The organism is Lederbergia graminis (genome assembly GCF_042655485.1).
Classification (GTDB): Bacteria; Bacillota; Bacilli; order Bacillales; family Bacillaceae_C; genus Lederbergia; species Lederbergia graminis.
In genome coordinates this window covers 683,410-705,065 of sequence record NZ_JBHSMC010000001.1, presented here as the reverse complement: position 1 = coordinate 705,065, position 21,656 = coordinate 683,410, and the positions used below count along the sequence as shown (strand labels likewise).

The 21,656-nt window shown below is 36.4% G+C and carries 21 protein-coding genes and 1 other annotated feature; all 21 genes read left to right on the top strand.

The features are described 5' to 3' along the window. Window positions 1-14 precede the first annotated feature (14 nt). Window positions 15-734, top strand: coding sequence for an RNA polymerase sporulation sigma factor SigE (sigE, locus tag ACFPM4_RS03635; protein ID WP_144920276.1), 720 nt, complete (start codon window positions 15-17; stop codon window positions 732-734). Window positions 735-861: 127 nt separating this feature from the next. Continuing rightward, window positions 862-1,680 carry an RNA polymerase sporulation sigma factor SigG gene (sigG, locus tag ACFPM4_RS03630; protein ID WP_382348176.1) on the top strand — a complete coding sequence of 273 codons (819 nt, stop codon included), beginning with the start codon at window positions 862-864 and terminating at the stop codon, window positions 1,678-1,680. Window positions 1,681-1,803: 123 nt separating this feature from the next. Next, entirely contained in the window at window positions 1,804-2,079 is a 276-nt protein-coding gene (locus ACFPM4_RS03625; RefSeq protein WP_144920315.1) for a YlmC/YmxH family sporulation protein, read from the top strand. 104 nt (window positions 2,080-2,183) lie between these two features. Next, entirely contained in the window at window positions 2,184-2,855 is a 672-nt protein-coding gene (locus tag ACFPM4_RS03620) for a YggS family pyridoxal phosphate-dependent enzyme (RefSeq protein ID WP_382348173.1), read from the top strand. A gap of 13 nt (window positions 2,856-2,868) precedes the next feature. Then, complete coding sequence (locus tag ACFPM4_RS03615) at window positions 2,869-3,321, top strand: cell division protein SepF (RefSeq protein WP_382347797.1); 453 nt, start codon at window positions 2,869-2,871, stop codon at window positions 3,319-3,321. A gap of 4 nt (window positions 3,322-3,325) precedes the next feature. Continuing rightward, window positions 3,326-3,586: a YggT family protein gene (locus ACFPM4_RS03610; protein WP_382347794.1), complete on the top strand. Its 261-nt coding sequence runs from the start codon at window positions 3,326-3,328 to the stop codon at window positions 3,584-3,586. A 30-nt stretch (window positions 3,587-3,616) separates the two neighbouring features. After that, window positions 3,617-4,393 carry a YlmH family RNA-binding protein gene (locus ACFPM4_RS03605; RefSeq protein ID WP_382347792.1) on the top strand — a complete coding sequence of 259 codons (777 nt, stop codon included), beginning with the start codon at window positions 3,617-3,619 and terminating at the stop codon, window positions 4,391-4,393. Window positions 4,394-4,494: 101 nt separating this feature from the next. Then, the gene (locus ACFPM4_RS03600; RefSeq protein WP_382347789.1) at window positions 4,495-5,004 is read left to right on the top strand and encodes a DivIVA domain-containing protein; all 510 of its coding nucleotides are present in this window, start codon (window positions 4,495-4,497) and stop codon (window positions 5,002-5,004) included. 49 nt (window positions 5,005-5,053) lie between these two features. Then, window positions 5,054-5,282 (top strand) — a binding site (T-box leader). Between the two features lie 176 nt (window positions 5,283-5,458). Then, window positions 5,459-8,218, top strand: coding sequence for an isoleucine--tRNA ligase (ileS, locus tag ACFPM4_RS03595; RefSeq protein WP_382347786.1), 2,760 nt, complete (start codon window positions 5,459-5,461; stop codon window positions 8,216-8,218). 164 nt (window positions 8,219-8,382) lie between these two features. Beyond that, entirely contained in the window at window positions 8,383-8,850 is a 468-nt protein-coding gene (gene lspA / locus ACFPM4_RS03590; protein ID WP_382348170.1) for a signal peptidase II, read from the top strand. Next, window positions 8,843-9,748 carry an RluA family pseudouridine synthase gene (locus ACFPM4_RS03585; protein ID WP_382347783.1) on the top strand — a complete coding sequence of 302 codons (906 nt, stop codon included), beginning with the start codon at window positions 8,843-8,845 and terminating at the stop codon, window positions 9,746-9,748. Before lspA ends, ACFPM4_RS03585 begins: the two co-directional genes overlap by 8 nt. Before the next feature lie 218 nt (window positions 9,749-9,966). Next, window positions 9,967-10,512, top strand: coding sequence for a bifunctional pyr operon transcriptional regulator/uracil phosphoribosyltransferase PyrR (gene pyrR, locus ACFPM4_RS03580; RefSeq protein WP_144920256.1), 546 nt, complete (start codon window positions 9,967-9,969; stop codon window positions 10,510-10,512). Window positions 10,513-10,685: 173 nt separating this feature from the next. Continuing rightward, a complete protein-coding gene (locus tag ACFPM4_RS03575) occupies window positions 10,686-11,570 on the top strand; it encodes an aspartate carbamoyltransferase catalytic subunit (RefSeq protein ID WP_144920254.1) in 885 nt (294 codons plus the stop codon). 14 nt (window positions 11,571-11,584) lie between these two features. Next, window positions 11,585-12,859 (top strand): dihydroorotase, encoded by a 1,275-nt coding sequence (locus ACFPM4_RS03570; RefSeq protein WP_382347779.1) that lies wholly within the window; start codon window positions 11,585-11,587, stop codon window positions 12,857-12,859. Next, window positions 12,859-13,950 carry a carbamoyl phosphate synthase small subunit gene (locus ACFPM4_RS03565; protein ID WP_382347776.1) on the top strand — a complete coding sequence of 364 codons (1,092 nt, stop codon included), beginning with the start codon at window positions 12,859-12,861 and terminating at the stop codon, window positions 13,948-13,950. Before ACFPM4_RS03570 ends, ACFPM4_RS03565 begins: the two co-directional genes overlap by 1 nt. After that, entirely contained in the window at window positions 13,943-17,152 is a 3,210-nt protein-coding gene (gene carB, locus ACFPM4_RS03560; RefSeq protein ID WP_382347773.1) for a carbamoyl-phosphate synthase large subunit, read from the top strand. Before ACFPM4_RS03565 ends, carB begins: the two co-directional genes overlap by 8 nt. Window positions 17,153-17,154: 2 nt before the next feature. Continuing rightward, entirely contained in the window at window positions 17,155-17,937 is a 783-nt protein-coding gene (locus ACFPM4_RS03555) for a dihydroorotate dehydrogenase electron transfer subunit (RefSeq protein ID WP_144920245.1), read from the top strand. Next, a complete protein-coding gene (locus tag ACFPM4_RS03550) occupies window positions 17,934-18,845 on the top strand; it encodes a dihydroorotate dehydrogenase (RefSeq protein ID WP_382347769.1) in 912 nt (303 codons plus the stop codon). The genes ACFPM4_RS03555 and ACFPM4_RS03550 overlap by 4 nt, the downstream gene beginning before the upstream one ends. Window positions 18,846-18,847: 2 nt before the next feature. Then, the gene (pyrF, locus tag ACFPM4_RS03545) at window positions 18,848-19,561 is read left to right on the top strand and encodes an orotidine-5'-phosphate decarboxylase (protein WP_382347766.1); all 714 of its coding nucleotides are present in this window, start codon (window positions 18,848-18,850) and stop codon (window positions 19,559-19,561) included. Window position 19,562: 1 nt separating this feature from the next. After that, a complete protein-coding gene (gene pyrE / locus ACFPM4_RS03540) occupies window positions 19,563-20,198 on the top strand; it encodes an orotate phosphoribosyltransferase (protein ID WP_382347763.1) in 636 nt (211 codons plus the stop codon). A 367-nt stretch (window positions 20,199-20,565) separates the two neighbouring features. Next, window positions 20,566-21,624 carry a mannonate dehydratase gene (gene uxuA / locus ACFPM4_RS03535; RefSeq protein ID WP_382347760.1) on the top strand — a complete coding sequence of 353 codons (1,059 nt, stop codon included), beginning with the start codon at window positions 20,566-20,568 and terminating at the stop codon, window positions 21,622-21,624. Window positions 21,625-21,656 lie beyond the last annotated feature (32 nt).

Here is a 21,656-nt window from a genome sequence, read left to right as displayed (position 1 = left end):
GGGAGGATATTTTTTTGAAGCAATTTCGTCTACGTATTCAGTATTATTGGTATAAGTTTCTTACCAAAATCGGTTTGAAATCAGATGAAGTATATTACATTGGTGGTAGTGAAGCCTTACCTCCTCCATTATCAAAAGATGAGGAGGCAATACTGCTAAGTAAATTACCGAATGGTGATAAAGCAGCTCGCTCCATTTTAATCGAAAGGAATCTGCGATTGGTTGTGTATATTGCTCGGAAGTTCGAAAATACTGGCATCAACATTGAGGACTTAATCAGTATTGGTACGATTGGCTTAATAAAAGCAGTAAACACATTTAATCCAGAGAAGAAAATTAAGCTAGCTACATATGCTTCTAGATGCATAGAAAATGAAATTTTGATGTATTTACGAAGAAACAATAAAACTAGATCAGAAGTTTCTTTTGATGAACCATTAAACATTGACTGGGATGGAAACGAACTTTTACTATCGGATGTGCTCGGCACTGAAGAGGATATCATCACAAAAGATTTAGAAGCTAATGTAGATAAAAAATTATTATTAACAGCACTAATGAGATTAACTGATAGAGAAAAACAAATAATGGAGCTTCGCTTTGGTTTAACAGGTGGAGAAGAAAAAACACAAAAAGATGTTGCTGACATGCTAGGAATATCACAATCCTATATATCAAGACTAGAGAAGAGAATAATTAAAAGGTTGAGGAAAGAATTTAATAAGATGGTTTAGAAATGGGTGAAAAGTAGCAAAGGATAAAAAAAAATTTTTGAACGGAAACACTTAGTCACTATTGGTTTTGATGACGAATATTGTCGATAAGGAAAAATACTAATGCATAGAATTCCCTCCCCAGGAGATACTTAATTTTGTACAACAGCTCCTGCAAGGAGGGAAAAAGTTGAAGCGAAATAAAGTTGAAATATGTGGTGTGGATACTTCTAAGCTCCCTGTCCTAAAAAATGAAGAAATGCGGGAACTTTTAAGGCAAATGCATCAAGGCGATAACACGGCGAGGGAAAAGCTAGTAAACGGAAATCTAAGGCTCGTATTAAGTGTCATTCAAAGATTTAATAATCGGGGAGAATATGTAGATGATTTGTTTCAAGTCGGCTGTATTGGCTTGATGAAATCTATCGATAATTTTGATCTGAGTCAAAATGTTAGATTTTCTACATATGCAGTTCCGATGATAATTGGAGAAATTAGACGTTACTTAAGGGATAATAATCCTATACGTGTTTCAAGGTCTTTACGAGATATTGCCTACAAAGCATTACATGTTCGCGAGAAGTTAATCGCAAAGACATCACGAGAACCAACAGCAGAAGAAATCGCGAAAGAACTTGATATCCCTCATGAGGAAGTCGTTTTCGCACTTGATGCTATCCAAGATCCAGTATCTCTATTTGAACCTATCTATAATGATGGTGGCGACCCAATATTTGTAATGGATCAATTAAGTGATGAAAAGAGTAGGGATAGCCATTGGATAGAAGAAATTGCGCTCCACGATGGTCTACAAAGACTTAATGACAGGGAAAAAATGATCATTCGTAAACGCTTTTTTCAAGGGAAAACACAAATGGAAGTTGCTGAGGAAATTGGGATTTCACAGGCACAAGTATCTAGATTAGAAAAAGCAGCAATAAAACAAATGAATAAAAACATCCAATAAAAGAGCTTGATTCCTTGTTATTTCTAATAAGACAAGGAGTCAGGCTCTTAACTATTATCATGAACATGAGGATCCCTTGCATATATTAGTTTAAAGTATATGTTAGGAAAGTGAGGAATCGATATGGTCAGAATATCTGAGTTCCAAATAAAAGATGTTGTCAATATTTCGGATGGGCGTAAACTCGGAAATATAGGTGATATTGAAATAAATTTAGAAACTGGAAGAATTGAGTCGATCATAATTGGGTATACAGGAAAGTTAATGAGTTTCTTCGGCAAAGAAGAGGAGATTATCATTCCATGGAATCAAATTGTGAAGGTTGGTGAAGATGTGATTCTTGTTCGTCACCAAAGCCATCAATATGTCCAACAAAGGCTTGGTGCACCAAAAAATTAATAATTCATTAACGGGTAGCATTCTTTTATGGTACACTAGAAGAAATATCATTTATCAAAAAATCAATTATATTTCGCATGATAAAGCAAATAGGAGTTATTACGATGGAAGTAAGAAAGAAATATGAATTAATTAAGACATCAATTGAGGAAGCTTGTAGAAATGTAAATAGAAACCCAGAAGAAGTAACTGTAATTGCAGTAACAAAATATGTTTCTATTGATAGAGCAAAAGAAGCGGTTGAGGCAGGTATTATTCACTTAGGGGAAAATAGAGATGAGGGCCTAACGACCAAATGGAATAGCTTGGGAGATGGGCCTGTATGGCATTTTATTGGGACCCTACAATCTCGGAAGGTAAAGAATATAATAGATAAAGTGTCCTATATCCATTCTTTAGACAGATTGTCTTTAGCGAAAGAAATAAATAAAAGAGCCAAAGCACCTATAAAATGTTTTGTACAAGTTAACGTCTCAGGGGAATCATCGAAGCATGGAATTGAACCTGAGGAAGTAATCGAGTTTATTAAAAATCTGAAGAATTACCCAAATATACAGGTTATCGGATTAATGACAATGGCACCTCATATCGATAATGAAACGATATTGAGGGATTGTTTTAGAAGATTGAAATCTATTCAAACAGAAGTAGCAAATATGAAGTTGGATTATGCGCCATGTACGGAATTATCGATGGGAATGTCTAATGATTATCAAATAGCTATTGAAGAAGGCGCAACATTTGTACGCATTGGTACTGCCTTAGTTGGAGAATAGAGGAGGATTGTTTATGGGGATTAAAACAAAGTTTAAGAACTTTTTCTTGCTTGATGATGAAGAGTATATCGAAGAAGAAGAAAAAACAGTGAATCGTCAACAAGTTCAAGCACCTGAAAACGAAAAGCATTATCCAGAAGTAAAGAAACAAAATGTAGTAAGTTTACAAAGTGTTCAAAAGTCATCTAAAGTTATATTATTTGAACCTAGAGTTTATGCTGAAGCCCAGGAAATTGCGGATCATATTGTAAATCGACGTGCTGTAGTCGTAAATTTACAGCGTATCCAACATGATCAAGCTGTTAGAATAGTGGACTTTTTAAGTGGTGCCGTGTATGCAATAGGTGGAGACATTCAAAAAATTGGACTAGATATTTTCCTATGTACACCTGATAATGTGGAAGTCTCAGGGAATATATCTGACATCATAGCCGAAAACGACTTTACAGATACGAGGTGGTCCTAATAAGATGGATTTTGTTATAGGCATTATTGGACAGGCTATCCAAATTTATTCATGGGCATTAATCATTTATATTTTAATGGGTTGGTTTCCTGGTGCTCGAGAATCTGCAATTGGTGAGTTTTTAGGACGAATTTGTGAACCATACTTGGAGCCATTTAGGAGGTTTATTCCGCCGCTAGGAATGATTGATATTTCGCCAATTGTTGCATTTTTTGTACTAAGACTTGCAACAACTGGATTATTAGAATTAGGGAGAATGTTTTAATATATTTAGTGGTTATGGAGAGTGTAAATTATGTCAGGCATTTACCAGCATTTCCGGCCTGAGGAAAAGGACTTTATTGATCAAGTAATTGGCTGGCAACAATATGTAGAAAATACCTATGCTGATAAGCTTACCGATTTTCTCGATCCTCGCCAACAATTTATTGTTCGTTCCATTATTGGTGAACAAAATGCAGTGCGTTACCAATTTTTTGGAGGGATAGATAATTGTGAGCGTAAAAGGGCGCTAATTTATCCAGAGTATATGACTCCAGACGAAGCAGATTACCAAATTGGGCTCTATGAGATAAAATATCCTACGAAATTTGTTCAACTTGATCACCGGATGGTTTTAGGGTCTATTATGTCTCTTGGTATGAAACGAGATAAGTTTGGAGATATTCTTATTAATGATGAAGTGATACAATTTTTCCTTGCTACCGAAATAGAGGATTTTGTGAAGATCAATTTGACGCAAATAGGAAAAGCTAAGGTGACGATAAAGAGATGTGAGAATGAACTAGCTATAAATACGGAAGATAAATGGTTAGAACGAGATACAACTGTTAGTTCACTACGTTTAGATTCCATTATTAGTTCTGCGTATAATATCTCTAGACAAAAAGCACAATTACTTATCCAACAAGGACATGCAAAAGTTAATTGGGAAAAAATAGAGCGTACTTCCTTTGAATGTGATGAAGGGGATGTTTTATCTGTCCGTGGTTTTGGACGTTGCACTATTAAACAATTGCAAGGAAGAACAAAAAAAGATAAATATCGTGTGAAAATTGGATTAAAGAAATAGTTTTAAAATAATATTTACAGGTTTTTCGTAATATATAGTCGAAATCTAATATTCCATGTATAATATAGTAATAATGATAGATTTGCAATGGAGGTGGCAATATGCCGTTAACGCCTGTCGATATACATAATAAAGAATTCAGTAGAGGATTCCGTGGTTATGATGAAGATGAGGTTAATGAGTTTCTTGACCAAGTAATTAAAGATTATGAATTGATTATTCGTGAGAAAAAAGAATTAGAGGATAAGCTTTCTTCGTTAAACGAGCGGCTTGGCCATTTCAGTACAATTGAAGATACGCTTCATAAATCAATTGTTGTTGCTCAAGAAGCAGCTGAAGAAGTAAGAGGAAATGCACAAAAAGAAGCAAAACTAATTATTAAAGAAGCAGAGAAGAATGCAGATCGAATTGTAAATGATGCCCTATCTAAAGCTCGTAAAATCGCTTTAGAAATTGAAGAATTAAAGAAGCAATCAAAAGTTTTCAGAACAAGATTTAAATTACTCATTGAGGCTCAGCTTGATTTAATCGGAAATGATGATTGGGATCATTTAATGGAGTTGGATATTGATTCAACAGAATTAAAAGCTCTTCAAGAAGTTGAAGAGTAATATTGACGAATCGATCTATCCTCACATATAATGAAATAAATTTTTATATTACTAAATGATGACAGGGACAGTACATGCCCCAACCCTATTAAAGCGATCCAAGGATAGTGCGAGCTTGGAATAGGAAGGCAATGGAAGATCACCCTCGAGTTCTTAATTCGAACGCATATGTTAGTAGATGCAAGCGGACACTCCACGATACGGAAATTGAGCGGACAATATACATATGTTTTTGTCAATTTGGGTGGTACCGCGGGAATAGCCTTCTCGTCCCTTTTATGGGATGAGAAGGCTATTTTTTTGTTGCTGTAATTAATGTGTTGATGGACGGGTGACTACAACGGTTCTGATCTAGCAAAGTATTTCTTTCAGATTCGTGACTTACGAATCCGCACATCTAAATTAGCAACCGGAGCGAATTTTCCAAGTAATAGTTATTAATAGGAGGATTAACATGGACTATAAAGACACTTTATTAATGCCAAAGACAGAATTTCCTATGCGAGGCAATTTACCGAATAAAGAGCCGGAAATTCAAGCTCGTTGGGAAGAGCAAGATATTTATAAAAAAGTACAAGAACGTACAAAAGGAAAACCATTATTCATATTACATGATGGACCACCATACGCAAATGGGGATCTACATATGGGGCACGCGCTGAATAAAACATTAAAAGATTTTATTGTGCGTTATAAATCAATGAATGGTTACTGTGCTCCGTATGTCCCTGGATGGGATACACATGGATTGCCAATCGAACAGGCGCTTACGAATAAAGGTGTAAAACGGAAAGAAATGTCCATCGCTGAATTTCGTAAACTATGTGAAGATTATGCATATGAACAAATCGATAACCAGCGTACAGAATTTAAACGTTTAGGTGTTAGAGGAGATTGGGATAACCCTTATATTACGTTAAAACCAGAATATGAAGCACAACAAATTTTAGTTTTTGGCGAAATGGCGAAAAAAGGCTATATTTATAAAGGGAAAAAACCAGTTTACTGGTCTCCATCAAGTGAGTCTGCATTAGCAGAAGCGGAAATTGAATATCATGATAAACGTTCCCCTTCCATCTATGTTGCATTCGAAGTAGAAGATGGGAAAAATGTTATTGAACAGGGAACAAAAGTCATTATCTGGACAACAACACCATGGACTATTCCTGCAAACCTTGGAATTGCTGTACATCCTGATTTAGATTATGTTGTAGTTTCTGTTAATAATGACCGTTATTTAATCGCTCATGCACTTTTAGAAAATGTAACAACTACTTTAGAGTGGGAAAATGTTGAAATAGTTCAAACCATTAAAGGTTCAGAATTAGAAGGTGTAGTGGCAAAACACCCATTATATAATCGCCCTTCGCTCGTTGTATTAGGGGATCATGTTACGGTAGATTCAGGAACTGGCTGTGTTCATACAGCACCTGGACACGGGGAAGATGACTTTTTTGTAGGACAAAAATATAATTTAGATGTTTTATGTCCTGTAGATGATAAAGGAGTTATGACAGAAGAGGCTCCTGGCTTCGAGGGGATGTTCTATGATAAAGCAAACAAACCAATTACGGATAAATTAAATGAAGTTGGGGCTTTATTGAAGCTCGAATTCATTACTCACTCTTACCCTCATGATTGGCGTACAAAAAAACCAGTTATTTTCCGTGCAACATCTCAATGGTTCGCATCTATTAAAGATTTCCGCGAAGATTTGCTTGAAGCGATAAAAGAAGTCAAATGGGTTCCAAATTGGGGTGAAACAAGACTTTATAACATGGTAAGAGACCGTGGCGATTGGTGTATTTCACGTCAACGTGTATGGGGAGTACCAATTCCTGTATTTTATGCAGAAAACGGTGAAGCGATAATTACGGATGAAACAATTCATCACGTAGCGAATTTATTCCGTGAACATGGGTCTAATATTTGGTTTGAAAAAGAAGCAGAAGAACTGCTTCCAGAAGGGTTTACACACCCAGGAAGTCCAAATGGAAGCTTCACGAAAGAAACAGATATTATGGATGTATGGTTTGATTCAGGTTCTTCACATCAAGGTGTTCTCGTTGAACGTGATGACTTACAACGTCCAGCTGATCTTTATTTAGAAGGGTCTGATCAATATAGAGGTTGGTTTAACTCTTCACTAACAACAGCTGTAGCTGTTACTGGTAAAGCTCCGTATAAAGGAGTATTAAGCCATGGTTTTGTTTTAGATGGTGATGGAAGAAAAATGAGTAAATCACTAGGAAATGTTATTCTTCCTGGCAAAATTACAAAACAACTCGGAGCAGAAATAATCCGCCTGTGGGTTGCCTCTGTTGATTATCAAGCGGATGTTCGTGTTTCTGAAGCTATCCTAAAACAAGTAAGTGAAGTTTACAGGAAAATTAGAAATACTTTCCGATTCTTACTTGGAAACTTAGCCGATTTTAACCCTGAAACAGATGCAATTGAGTATGAAAAACTCCGTGAGGTAGATCAATTCATTCTTGTTAGACTTAACAATCTTGTGAAGACAGTAAAAGATTCTTATGAAAAATATGAATTCATGAATATTTACCATGCAGTTAATAATTTCTGTACACTAGACTTAAGCTCTTTCTATATGGATTTTGCAAAGGATGTATTATACATCGAAGCGAAAGATAATTATGAACGTAGAGCAATGCAAACCGTCATGTATGAAAGTGTAGTAACATTAGCAAAATTATTAGCACCTATTTTGCCGCATACAACAGACGAAGTGTGGGCACATATACCAGCTGTTCAAGAGGGAAGTGTTCAACTTACAGATATGCCAGAAGTAAAAGATTTATCGCGTGCACTAGAGCTGGAGGAAAAATGGTCAAAATTCCTAAAGCTTCGTGATGATGTATTAAAAGCTCTTGAAGAAGCTCGTAACCAAAAAATAATTGGTAAATCACTAACTGCAAAAGTTACTTTATATGTAAATGATAATACGAAGGCATTATTAGAAAGTTTATCAGAAAGTATGAAACAATTATTTATTGTTTCTGGCTTTGAAGTGGCTGGTACAGTTGATGAAGCACCAGAAAATGCATTGAAGTTAGAGCACGCAGCTGTTGTAGTAGAAAAAGCGGATGGTGAGACTTGTGAAAGATGCTGGGTTGTAACGCCGGAAATTGGTGTAGATTCAGAACATCCTACATTATGCAAACGTTGTGCACAAGTAGTAAAAGAAAACTATTAATAAATATGGGAGCTGTCTCGAAAAAGGCTAACACTCAATCATAACAGAATCATATTCATTATGATATTACTGTATAATGTTATGAAAAGGTGCTATGCTCTAAGTTTTTGGGGCAGCTCTTTTTCTGTTATTATGTAAAAATGAAATAGATGGGGGTGTGAAAGATTTATTATTTAATCGCGGTATTTTTAGTATTATTAGATCAGCTAACAAAATGGTTAGTTGTGAAAAACATGGAACTCGGGGAAAGCATTCCAATTATTTCAGATTTCCTTTACATAACATCACATCGGAATCGTGGTGCTGCATGGGGAATCTTGGAAGGACAAATGTGGTTATTTTATATCATCACCATTATTGTAATCGTAGTTATTATTTATTACTTAGAGAAACATGCTAAAGGAAAAGCGTTGTTCCAATTAAGTTTAGCATTTATTCTAGGTGGAGCGATTGGGAACTTTATTGACCGCTTATTTAGAAAAGAAGTTGTTGATTTCATGGATACGTATATTTTCACATATGACTTCCCTATCTTTAATATTGCAGATTCGGCACTAACAATTGGAGTAATTCTCATGTTTATACAAATGATAAGAGAAGCAATAGAAGAAAAGAGGCAGCAGAATGAGTGAGGAAATATACCACACAGTAGAAACAGAAGGAAATGAAAGAATCGATAAAGTTATAACAAGTTTAAATAATGAATGGTCTAGGTCACAGGTCCAACAGTGGATTCGCGAAGGACATGTTACTGTCAATGGAGAAAAAGTAAAAGCAAATTATAAATGCAACATACATGATGAAATTACTGTAAGCATACCTACTCCTGAACCATTAGATGTAACTCCAGAGGATCTCGATCTTGATATTTACTATGAAGATGAAGATGTCATTGTAGTGAATAAACCGAAAGGGATGGTAGTCCATCCTGCGCCAGGTCATCTATCTGGAACTCTTGTGAATGGTTTAATGGCACATTGTAAAGATTTATCTGGAATTAATGGAGTAATGAGACCAGGGATAGTCCATCGTATAGATAAAGATACGTCAGGACTATTAATGATTGCAAAAAATGATAAAGCACATGAACATTTAGTCAATCAATTAGTTGCCAAAACAGTTACTCGGAAATATTTTGCACTTGTACATGGTGTTATTCCTCATGATCATGGAACGATTGAAGCTCCGATTGGTAGGGATAAAATTGACCGACAAAGTATGAGTGTTGTAGATAATGGTAAACATGCTGTTACACATTTTAAAGTTTTAGAGAGATTTGATCAATACAGCTATGTCGAATGTGTGCTAGAGACAGGAAGAACACATCAAATCCGTGTCCATATGAAATATATTGGCTACCCTTTAGTAGGTGATCCAAAGTATGGTCCGCGAAAAACGCTCGAAACAGATGGACAAGTATTGCATGCTGGAATATTAGGTTTTATTCACCCTAGAACGAATGAATATATAGAATTCTCTGCACCCCTTCCAGCTTATTTTGAAAAAATATTAACTACATTGAACAAATAAAAATTGACAAATTGCCTGTATAGGTTTATATTGAGTATTAGTTACATAAAGCACCTTTAATTTAGTCCTGTGAGACTGAGAAGGATACATAGCAAATGCTTATATAATAAGCTTCCCTGCTATATTTGTCTGGAATTTTATCCCTCTCACTTACTGGTGAGAGGGATTTTTAGTTTTCATGAATGGGTGCTTTCCACTTATGATTTGAGGTGAAAAGAATGCAACAAGAAACTATTGTTTTAGATGAAAAAGCAATACAACGTGCACTTACACGCATTGCCCATGAAATAATCGAGAGAAATAAAGGGATTGATGATTGCATTATTGTTGGTATAAAGACTCGAGGAATTTACCTTGCAGAACGACTAGCGAAACGCATCGAGAAAATTGAAGGTGAAAAAATCCCTGTTGGAGAAATTGATATTACTTTATACAGAGACGATCTCTCTATAAAAACAAAAAACTTAGAACCGGAAGTTAAAGGTTCCCATGTACCAGTAGATATAAGTAATAAAAAAGTAATACTTGTTGATGATGTTTTATATACAGGTAGAACTGTAAGAGCTGGGATGGATGCATTGATGGATATTGGTCGTCCTTCACTCATACAACTAGCGGTATTAGTTGATAGAGGCCATCGTGAATTACCAGTTCGTGCAGATTTTATCGGAAAGAATATACCTACATCTAAGCAAGAACGAATCGTTGTAGAATTAATCGAAGCTGATAATAAGGATCAAGTAAGTATCCATAAAAATGAATAGTCCCTTTTAAATACAGTCCAGAGAGGCTGGCAAAGGGAGGATGAGTAGAAAGCATTGACATAATGCTTTTTTCAAGAACCCCTCTTTGTCTAGATGTGACAATGAGGGGTTTTTTTGGTGAAAAACCTAACTCCAATCCTCCATGCGCTTTTCAAAAATAGGAGGCGAAACTGATGAGACATCTAGTGTCAATGAATGATTTATCAAAGAATGAAATATTAACTATTTTGGATCAGGCTGAATCTTTTGCAAACGGGGAGAAATGGTCATTCACTGATAAAGTGTTTGCAGCAAATTTATTCTTTGAACCAAGCACAAGAACAAAAACAAGTTTTGAAATGGCTGAGCGCAAATTGGGATTTGAGATAATTCCATTTGAAACTAGTACATCTAGTTTACTGAAAGGTGAAACCCTATATGATACAGTAAAAACGTTAGAATCAATCGGTGTAGATGTTGCAGTTATTCGACATACACAAGATAAATATTATGAGGATCTAATAGGGAATGTGAATTTGAAAATAGTAAATGGTGGAGATGGCTGTGGACAACATCCAACACAATCCCTTTTAGACTTATTTACAATCAAACAAGAATTTGGCAGTTTTGAAGGATTGAAGGTTGCGATTATTGGAGATTTACAACATAGTAGGGTAGCCAAATCGAATAAGGATGCTCTAACAGCATTAGGAGCAGAAGTTATATTCTCAGGACCGCGTGAATGGTTTCTTGGAGAAAATGAGGAATCACAAAATTATTATGAGATTGATGAAGTGATTGAAACCGCAGATGTAGTAATGTTACTGCGTATTCAACATGAACGTCATGTAACAAAAAGCTTCATGACAAAAGAACAATATCACTTACAATATGGATTAACAGTGGAGCGCGCTAAAAGAATGAAAAATAACAGTATCATTATGCATCCCGCTCCAGTAAATAGAAATGTAGAAATTGCAGATGAACTAGTTGAATGTGAAAAATCAAGAATTTTTAAGCAAATGCAAAATGGAGTTTTTACGAGAATGGCTGTCCTAAGAACATTAATAGAAAGCTAGGAGATGAATGGTAAATGAGTTTGCTTATAAAAAATGCTAGGTTAACGACAAACAATGAATTAATTGATATTCGAATAAAAGAAGGTCTAATTGTAGAAAAGGGAGTAAATCTCGAAACTAATGGTGAAGAGGAATTCGATGCAAAAAGACTTTATATTGCACCAGGATTTGTGGATCTTCATATCCATTTAAGAGAGCCAGGTGGAGAGAAAAAAGAAACAATTGAAACAGGAACACTTGCTGCTGCAAAGGGTGGGTTTACGACAGTTGCTGCAATGCCAAATACAAGGCCTGTTCCGGATAATGCAGAACAAATGAGTTGGCTAGTTGATCAGTTTAAAACTAGAGGTTTTGTAAATGTTTTACCATATGCAGCAATTACAACACGCCAATTAGGGAAAGAATTAGTAGATTTTGCAGCATTAAAAGAAGCTGGGGCTTTCGCGTTCACCGATGATGGTGTTGGAGTTCAAAGTGCAGGGATGATGTATGAAGCAATGCAAAAAGCAGCAGCACTAGATATGGCAATCGTTGCACATTGTGAAGATAATTCGTTGATTTATGGAGGTTCCGTCCATAAGGGGAGATTTTCTGAACAATCAGGAATTCCAGGAATCCCATCTATATGTGAATCAGTACATATAGCAAGGGATGTGCTACTTGCGGAGGCAGCGGGATGTCACTATCATGTATGTCACATCAGTACGAAGGAATCAGTAAGAGTTGTAAGGGATGCGAAAAGAGCAGGTATCCGAGTTACTGCCGAAGTATCTCCACATCATTTGCTACTATGTGAAGATGATATCCCTGGTGACGATGCAAATTATAAAATGAACCCACCACTTAGAGGTAGTGATGATCGTGAAGCATTAATTGAAGGTCTTCTTGACGGGACGATAGATTTTATCGCAACGGACCATGCTCCTCATACAGAAGAAGAAAAGTCGAATGGTATGAAGTCAGCACCGTTTGGGATTGTAGGGTTAGAAACAGCCTTTCCTCTCTTGTATACAAATCTAGTAAAAAAGGAAATTTGTTCTATACATCAATTAATTGATTGGTTAACAATCAAACCAGCTGAAACATTTGGTTTAGAATACGGAACATTAGAAGTTGGAAAACGTGCAGATATTACCTTAATAGACTTAGTGGAACAAAAAGACATCAATCGTCAAGAGTTTGCTTCTAAAGGAAAAAATACACCATTTGATGGCTGGAGCTGTTACGGGTGGCCACAAGCAACCTTTGTAGCTGGAGAACTAAAATGGTCTGAAGGGAAGAGAAATTAATGAAACGTAAATTAATCTTAGAAGATGGAACGGTCTTTATCGGTGATGCATTCGGTAGCACAAAAGAAACAATTGGAGAAGTTATTTTCAACACAAGTATGTCTGGTTATCAAGAAGTAATTTCAGATCCATCAAACTTTGGGCAAATCATCACCTTTACATATCCGATGATTGGAAACTATGGGATCAACCGCGACGACTTCGAATCAATACAACCTGTTATAAAAGCTATTATTGTGAAGGAAGTTTGCGATTTCCCATCTAATTGGAGAAGCAAGATGTCTCTACAGGAGTATTTAGAACGGAAGGATATACCAGGACTTTCTGGTATTGATACGAGGATGCTTACTAGATTGATAAGAGAAAAAGGTGTTATGAAGGGGATTTTGTGTAGTGTTGAAGAAGACGAAGAAACAGTTTTATCACGTCTGCGTGCAGTAATCCCACCATCAGATGCGGTAAAACAAGTATCTGCAACGAAACCATATCCTAGTCCAGGACGTGGAAAGAATGTTGTAGTAGTGGATTTCGGTGTTAAACATGGAATTTTAAGAGAATTAACAAAAAGAGGTTGCGATGTAACGGTTGTTCCTTATAATAGCTCGGCGACAGATATATTAACATTAAACCCTGATGGTATATTACTTTCTAATGGACCTGGTAATCCTGAGGATGTGGATGTATCTGAAATGATAAAAGAAGTGCAACAAAAAGTACCTCTTTTAGGAATTGGACTTGGTCATCAACTATTTGCCTTAGCAAATGGTTGTACAATCACAAAGATGCATTATGGACATCGCGGTTCAAGTTATCCTGTGAAGGATATATCAACAGGTAAGGTGATATTCACTTCACAGAATCATGGATATGAAGTAAATGAAGATTCCGTGGATGAATCTGTACTAACCATTACTCATCGAGCATTAAACGGTGATTCCATTGAAGGGTTATCACACACTGCTTTCCCTGCTTTTTCCGTACAATATGAGCCAGAAGCATCACCAGGATCAGAGGACGCTAAGAAGATATTTGACTATTTTATGGAAGTAATGAATGAACAACTTGGAAGGGTGGAGGAGCAACATGCCTAAACGAACAGATATTAAAAGTATACTAGTAATTGGATCTGGCCCAATTGTCATTGGTCAGGCAGCAGAATTCGACTATGCAGGTACACAAGCTTGTCTAGCCTTAAAAGAAGAAGGATATCGAGTTATACTAATCAATTCAAATCCGGCAACGATTATGACAGATACAGAAATTGCAGACGCAGTATACATTGAACCGATTACGATGGAGTTTGTTGCAAGAATTATTCGGAAGGAAAGACCAGATGCAATCCTACCTACTCTAGGAGGACAAACAGGATTAAACATGGCCATGCAATTGGCTAAGGCTGGAATTCTTGATGAATGTGGAGTAGAGATTCTTGGAACAAAGCTATCAGCGATTGAACAGGCAGAAGATCGTGATCAGTTTAGAGAATTAATGAGAGAGCTTAATGAACCAGTCCCTGAAAGTGAAATTATTCATAACTTAGATGAAGCAATAGAATTCGTCGAAAAAGTCGGATATCCAATCATTGTAAGACCAGCCTATACTTTAGGCGGTACTGGTGGAGGCATATGTGAAAATGATGAGGATTTACACGAGATTGTTACAAGTGGTTTGAAAAATAGTCCTGTTTCACAATGCTTACTCGAGAAGAGTATTGCCGGATTTAAAGAAATTGAATTTGAAGTAATGAGAGATTCCAATGACAATGCAATAGTCGTTTGTAACATGGAGAATGTGGATGCGGTAGGAATACATACGGGAGATTCTATTGTAGTTGCACCATGTCAAACATTAACGGATAGAGAAGTACAATTAATGCGGAATACATCCTTGAAATTAATACGTGCGCTTGGGATTGAAGGTGGATGTAACGTACAGCTTGCACTCGATACAGATAGCTTTGAGTATTATGTCATTGAAGTAAACCCACGTGTAAGTAGATCTTCTGCACTTGCTTCTAAAGCAACAGGCTTCCCTATTGCAAAGTTAGCAGCAAAAATTGCAGCAGGATACACATTAGATGAAATCATGAATCCTGTTACTGGAAAGACATATGCTTGTTTTGAACCAGGAATTGACTATATTGTAACGAAAATTCCTAGATGGCCATTTGATAAATTTGAGTCTGCCAATCGTGTATTAGGAACACAGATGAAAGCAACTGGTGAAGTAATGGCGATTGGGAGAACTTTTGAAGAATCTTTACTTAAAGCAGTTAGATCACTAGAAAGTAATGTTTTCCACTTAGAATTACCAGACGCACAAAACCTAGATAGAGATGAATTAAAGACACAAATAGAAAAAGCAACTGATGAAAGATTATTCTATATTGGTGAAGCATTGCGTCAAGGTATTACCATAGAAGAACTACATGAGTGGAGCAAGATTGACCTATTCTTCTTATATAAAATGGATAAAATCATTCAGTTAGAAAAAGAATTAAAAGATTACCCACACAACGTTGATTTGGGACGTAAGGCGAAGGAATTTGGATTTTCCGATAAGAAAATTGCGGAATTATGGAATTCGGATGAAACATCCATTTACGAATGGAGAAAATCAAATGGCATAATCCCTGTATATAAAAAAGTCGACACATGTGCAGGTGAATTTGAATCAGATACACCGTATTTTTATGGAACTTACGAGCAAGAAAATGAATCAGTAAGAACAGATAGAAAGAGTATTGTCGTAATTGGCTCTGGTCCAATACGAATCGGTCAAGGGATAGAGTTCGACTATGCTACGGTTCATAGTGTTTGGGCAATTCAAGAAGCTGGTTATGAAGCAATTATAATCAATAGCAATCCGGAAACAGTATCAACAGACTTCAGTATTTCCGATAAGCTTTATTTTGAACCACTTACAATAGAGGATGTTATGCACATTATTGACTTGGAGCAACCTGAAGGTGTAGTTGTTCAGTTTGGTGGTCAAACAGCAATTAACTTAGCATCAGCATTGGAAGCAAGAGGAGTCAAAATTTTAGGAACATCTTTAGAAAGTCTAGATCGAGCAGAAAATAGAGATAAGTTTGAACATGCTCTTTCTCAATTAGATATTCCACAACCAAAAGGAAAAACAGCATTTTCTGTTGAGGAAGCAGTAAAGATTGCGAAAGAAATCGGTTATCCAGTATTAGTACGACCATCATATGTACTTGGTGGAAGAGCGATGGAAATTGTATATGAAGAAAGTGAACTTCTTCATTATATGAAAAATGCCGTCAAGATTAATCCAGAACATCCTGTTCTTGTCGATCGTTACTTAGTCGGAAAAGAAATCGAAGTGGATGCGATATCTGATGGTGAAAATGTACTGATTCCAGGGATTATGGAGCATATTGAGAGAGCCGGGGTCCATTCTGGTGATTCGATAGCTGTTTACCCACCACAAAATATTAGTAAGGATATGCAAGCGAAGATTATCGATTATACGATTCGATTAGCTAAAGGTCTTGATATTATTGGTTTACTAAACATTCAATATGTTATTTCAAATAATGAACTATATGTAATCGAAGTTAATCCTCGTTCTAGCCGTACGGTTCCATTCTTAAGTAAAATAACTGGGATTCCAATGGCTAATGTTGCAACAAAGGTAATTCTTGGGGAAACATTAACATCTTTAGGTTATGAAACTGGATTAGCTCCAGAACAACCAGGAGTATACGTGAAAGTTCCTGTCTTCTCCTTTGCCAAATTACGCCGTGTAGATATTTCATTAGGACCTGAAATGAAGTCTACTGGTGAAGTAATGGGTAAGGACAAAACAATGGAAAAAGCATTATATAAAGGCCTTATTGCAGCAGGAATGGATATTAAAACATATGGAACAGTCTTAATTACTGTAGCTGATAAAGATAAAGAAGAGGCATTGGGTCTTGCTAAAAGATTTTCCGCAATTGGCTATAAGATAATTGCGACTAGTGGAACTGCTAAAGCAATTGCAAATGCTGGAATAAAAGTTGAGGTAGTAGATAAGATTGGATCCGATGGTCCTACACTCATCGATGTAATTAGAAAAGGACAAGCGCAAATCGTTATTAATACGTTAACGAAAGGAAAGCAACCACAACGTGATGGCTTCAGAATTAGAAGAGAATCTGTTGAAAATGGAATTGCATGTCTAACTTCATTAGACACAGCAGAAGCAATTTTAGGCGTGATGGAATCAATGGTATTTTCTGCAGAAGCAATGGTCAATCCTACAGCTCGTTCAAAAGAGGTGATCTAAGTATGATACAACAAGAGATGATGAACATCATTAAACATCAAAATATCGCCAAGGATATTTATGAGCTAACGTTACAAGGTACACTAGTTCAAGAAATGGGAGAGCCTGGACAATTTGTTCATATTAGAACTAATTCAGGAGTTGATCCACTGTTACGTAGACCGATTAGCATTGCTCATATAGATAAACAACTTAATCAATGTACACTCATTTATCGTGCAGAAGGAAAAGGAACAAAGCTACTAGCTTCTCATTCGGTAAGCAGTCAAGTAGATGTACTAGGTCCATTAGGAAATGGTTTTCCAATCGAAGAAATTCAAAGAGGAGAGACGGCATTATTAGTCGGCGGGGGAATAGGTGTCCCCCCTCTTTTTGAACTAGCGAAACAATTGAATCAAAATGGAGTAAAAACCATTCATGTTCTTGGATTTGAAACAGCTGAAAAAGTTTTCTATGAAGAAGAATTTGCTAAACTTGGAGAAACCTATATTACTACAGTAGATGGAACAATGGGTACTGCAGGATTTGTTACGAATGTTATAGATGAATATCAATTTGACTTTCATGTTTTATACTCATGTGGTCCGATTCCAATGCTTAAAGCGTTGGAAGATCGCTTTAAGGAAAGAAAAGGATATATTTCACTAGAGCAACGTATGGGTTGTGGTATCGGAGCATGTTTCGCTTGCGTATGTCACCTTGCAGAAGAACCAACTGGTGCAGCTTATGTGAAAGTTTGTAGTGATGGACCGGTATTTCCGATTGGAAAGGTGGTTTTAGCATGAATCGTTTGCAAGTGGAATTACCAGGACTATCATTAAAAAACCCAGTAATGCCTGCTTCCGGCTGTTTTGGATTTGGGAAAGAATTTAGTAAGCTTTATGATTTAAATAAACTGGGTGCAATCATGATTAAGGCAACAACAGAAGAAGCGAGATATGGCAATCCAACACCACGAGTAGCTGAAACTCCTGCCGGAATGCTAAACGCTATTGGATTACAAAACCCGGGATTAGAAGGCGTACTAACTAATGTATTACCGTGGCTCGAACAATTTGATGTTCCGATTATTGCAAATGTTGCTGGATCGGAAACAGAAGATTATGTAGAGGTTGCCAAAAGGATATCATTAGCACCTAATGTCCAAGCTTTAGAATTGAACATTTCCTGCCCAAATGTTAAAAAAGGTGGAATTGCTTTCGGTACGATTCCAGAGGTTGCTCAGGAATTAACGAAACGTGTAAAAGAAGTATCAGCTGTTCCAGTTTATGTAAAATTGTCTCCTAATGTAGCTGATATCGTCGGAATGGCTCAAGCAGTTGAGGCAGGAGGCGCTGATGGAATTACGATGATTAATACCTTATTAGGGATGAGAATTGATATAAAATCAGGGAAACCAATTTTAGCAAATAAAAGTGGTGGATTGTCTGGTCCTGCTATTAAGCCAGTAGCAATTCGAATGATATATGAGGTAAGTCAAAAAGTGAATATTCCAATCATTGGAATGGGTGGAATAGAATCAGTAGATGATATTATTGAATATTACTATGCTGGAGCTAGTGCCGTAGCTATTGGTACTTTAAACTTCACAGATCCTTTTATTTGTCCTCGATTAATTGAGGAATTACCAGGTAAGCTAGATGAACTAGGTGTTCATCATATTACTGAACTTATAGGAAGGAGCTGGAAGTAGTAATGTTAGATAAACCTATTATTGCTCTAGACTTCCCTAATAAAGAGGCTGCAATTGATTTTTTAAGCGAGCTAAACTCCCAATCACTATTTGTGAAAGTAGGGATGGAGTTATTCTATCAAGAAGGAGCTTCTTTTATTCACTGGCTAAAAAGTCAGGGTCATTATATTTTCTTAGATTTAAAACTGCATGATATACCAAATACAGTTTATAGTGCCATGAAGGTATTAGCTAGTCTAGGAGTCGATTTAGTAAATGTTCATGCTGCAGGTGGCTCCAAGATGATGAAAGTCGCGTTAAGAGGATTAGAAGAAGGAACACCGAAAGGCAAGAAAAGACCTGCTCTTATTGCAGTAACGCAATTAACAAGTACGAGTGAACAGCAAATGCAAGAAGAACAACTTATAAAATGCAACTTGAATGAATCTGTTCTTCATTATGCGAAATTAGCTTATATGTCTGGACTAGATGGTGTTGTATGTTCGGCACATGAAGCTGGTATGATTGCCGAGATAACAAGTGAAAGCTTCTTACGTGTGACCCCTGGAATAAGAATGACTGGAGATAGTTCAGATGACCAAATCCGGATTGTCACACCTGATCAAGCTCGTCAAATAGGTTCTACACACATTGTAATTGGGCGATCTATAACAAAAGCAAATAATCCGAAATTAGCGTATGATCAGGCAATTAATTTATGGGAGCGGAGGAATTAATATGTTGGCAAATAACATCGTAGAACAATTATTAGAAATTGAGGCTGTATTTTTGCGTCCTAATGATCCATTCACTTGGTCTTCAGGATTAAAATCACCAATTTATTGTGACAACCGTTTAACCCTCTCTTATCCTACTTTAAGAAAAGAGATAGCTTCAGGTCTTAGTAAACTAGTACAAGACCACTATCCAGAGGTAGAAATGATCGCTGGTACAGCAACAGCTGGTATTCCTCATGCGGCATGGGTAAGTGACCAATTAAATTTACCGATGTGCTACGTAAGATCATCTGCTAAAAGCCATGGTAAAGGAAATCAAATAGAAGGAAAAGTAGAAGCTGGTCAGAAGGTAGTGGTAGTGGAAGACCTAATCTCTACTGGGGGAAGTGCTATTACAGCTGCAGAAGCTTTGCGAGAAGCGGGACTAGAAGTACTTGGGATTGTTGCTATCTTTACATATGAATTAGAAAAAGGAAAACAGTGTTTGCAGGAAGCGAATTTAGAAGCACATTCCTTAACCAGTTATAGCAACCTCATTAGTGTCGCTTTAGAAAAGGGTATCATTGAAGATAAAGATGAAGAAGCTCTGATTAGCTGGAGAAAAAATCCAGAAGCTTGGGGAAAAGAAAACGAATAAATTTACAGACCGCTATACAAGCATTTGTAGCATAAATCAACTTACTACCTATAAAACGAGATAATCGCGAGAAACTACCTTACAATCGCGAATAAATCGAAACAATCGCAAGAAACCGCCTTGCAATCGCGAGAAAACAGCAAGAAATCGCGAGAAAAAAATCGATGCGTGAGATAGTGTCTTACAATCGCGAATAAATTAAACTTAAAACTTTCGATTCCTTTATTTCGAATTTGGGACACACATTTTTTTAGATGTGTGTCTTTTCTTGTTCAATTTTTCAATATAGCCAAAATAGTTTGGGAATAACGAGTGCTTTATTGTACAATGATAGTGATTCAATTTAATAAGATAGGAGAAGAAGTCTATGAAAATGGTTTTTCGATGGTTTGGCGAAGGCAACGATAGTGTAAGCTTAGCACAAATTAAGCAAATACCAGGAGTGGAAGGAATTGTATGGGCACTACATGATATGCCAGCGGGAGAAGTTTGGCCACTTGATAGAATTCTTGAAGTGAAACAACAAGCTGAAAAACATGGATTCCATATTGATGTTGTTGAAAGTGTAAATGTTCATGAAGATATTAAACTAGGATTGCCAACTCGTGATACATATATTGAAAACTATAAAGAGACGATTAGGAATTTGGCAAGAGCAGGTGTGAAGGTTATATGTTACAATTTTATGCCTGTGTTTGATTGGACAAGAACTGATTTATTTAAAGAAATGGAAGATGGTTCGACTGCATTATTTTTAGATAAAGTAAAAGTAGATAACATGGATCCACAGGAATTAGTAAAAAGTATTGCAAATGATATAAACGTAACGATGCCTGGATGGGAACCAGAACGATTGAAAGCGTTGTCTCGGTTGTTTGATGCCTATAAATCTGTAACAAGGGATGACCTTTGGAATAACTTGCACTATTTCTTACAAGAAATAATTCCGGTTGCAGAGGAAAATGATATTAAAATGGCGATTCATCCGGATGATCCACCATGGGATGTGTTTGGACTACCTAGATTAATAGTTTCTCACGAAAATGTTCGAAAGTTTCTTAACCTATACGATAATCCATATAATTGTATTACTTTATGCACTGGCTCACTTGGGGCAAATCCAAATAACGATATAGTGGAAATGATTCACGAATTTCATGAACGAATTCCATTCTCTCATATTCGCAATTTGAAAATTTATGAAGATGGAAGCTTTATTGAAACTTCACATCGAACAGAAGATGGCTCCGTAGATATAACTAATATTGTAAAAGCATACCATGAAAATGGATTTTCGGGATATGTAAGGCCAGATCATGGTAGACATATATGGGATGAACAATGTAGACCTGGATATGGTTTATATGATCGTGCCCTAGGGATTATGTATTTATGGGGAATATGGGATGCATTACAAAGTAATTAAAAATTTCAGATGTAAAAAGGGGAAGGAAATAC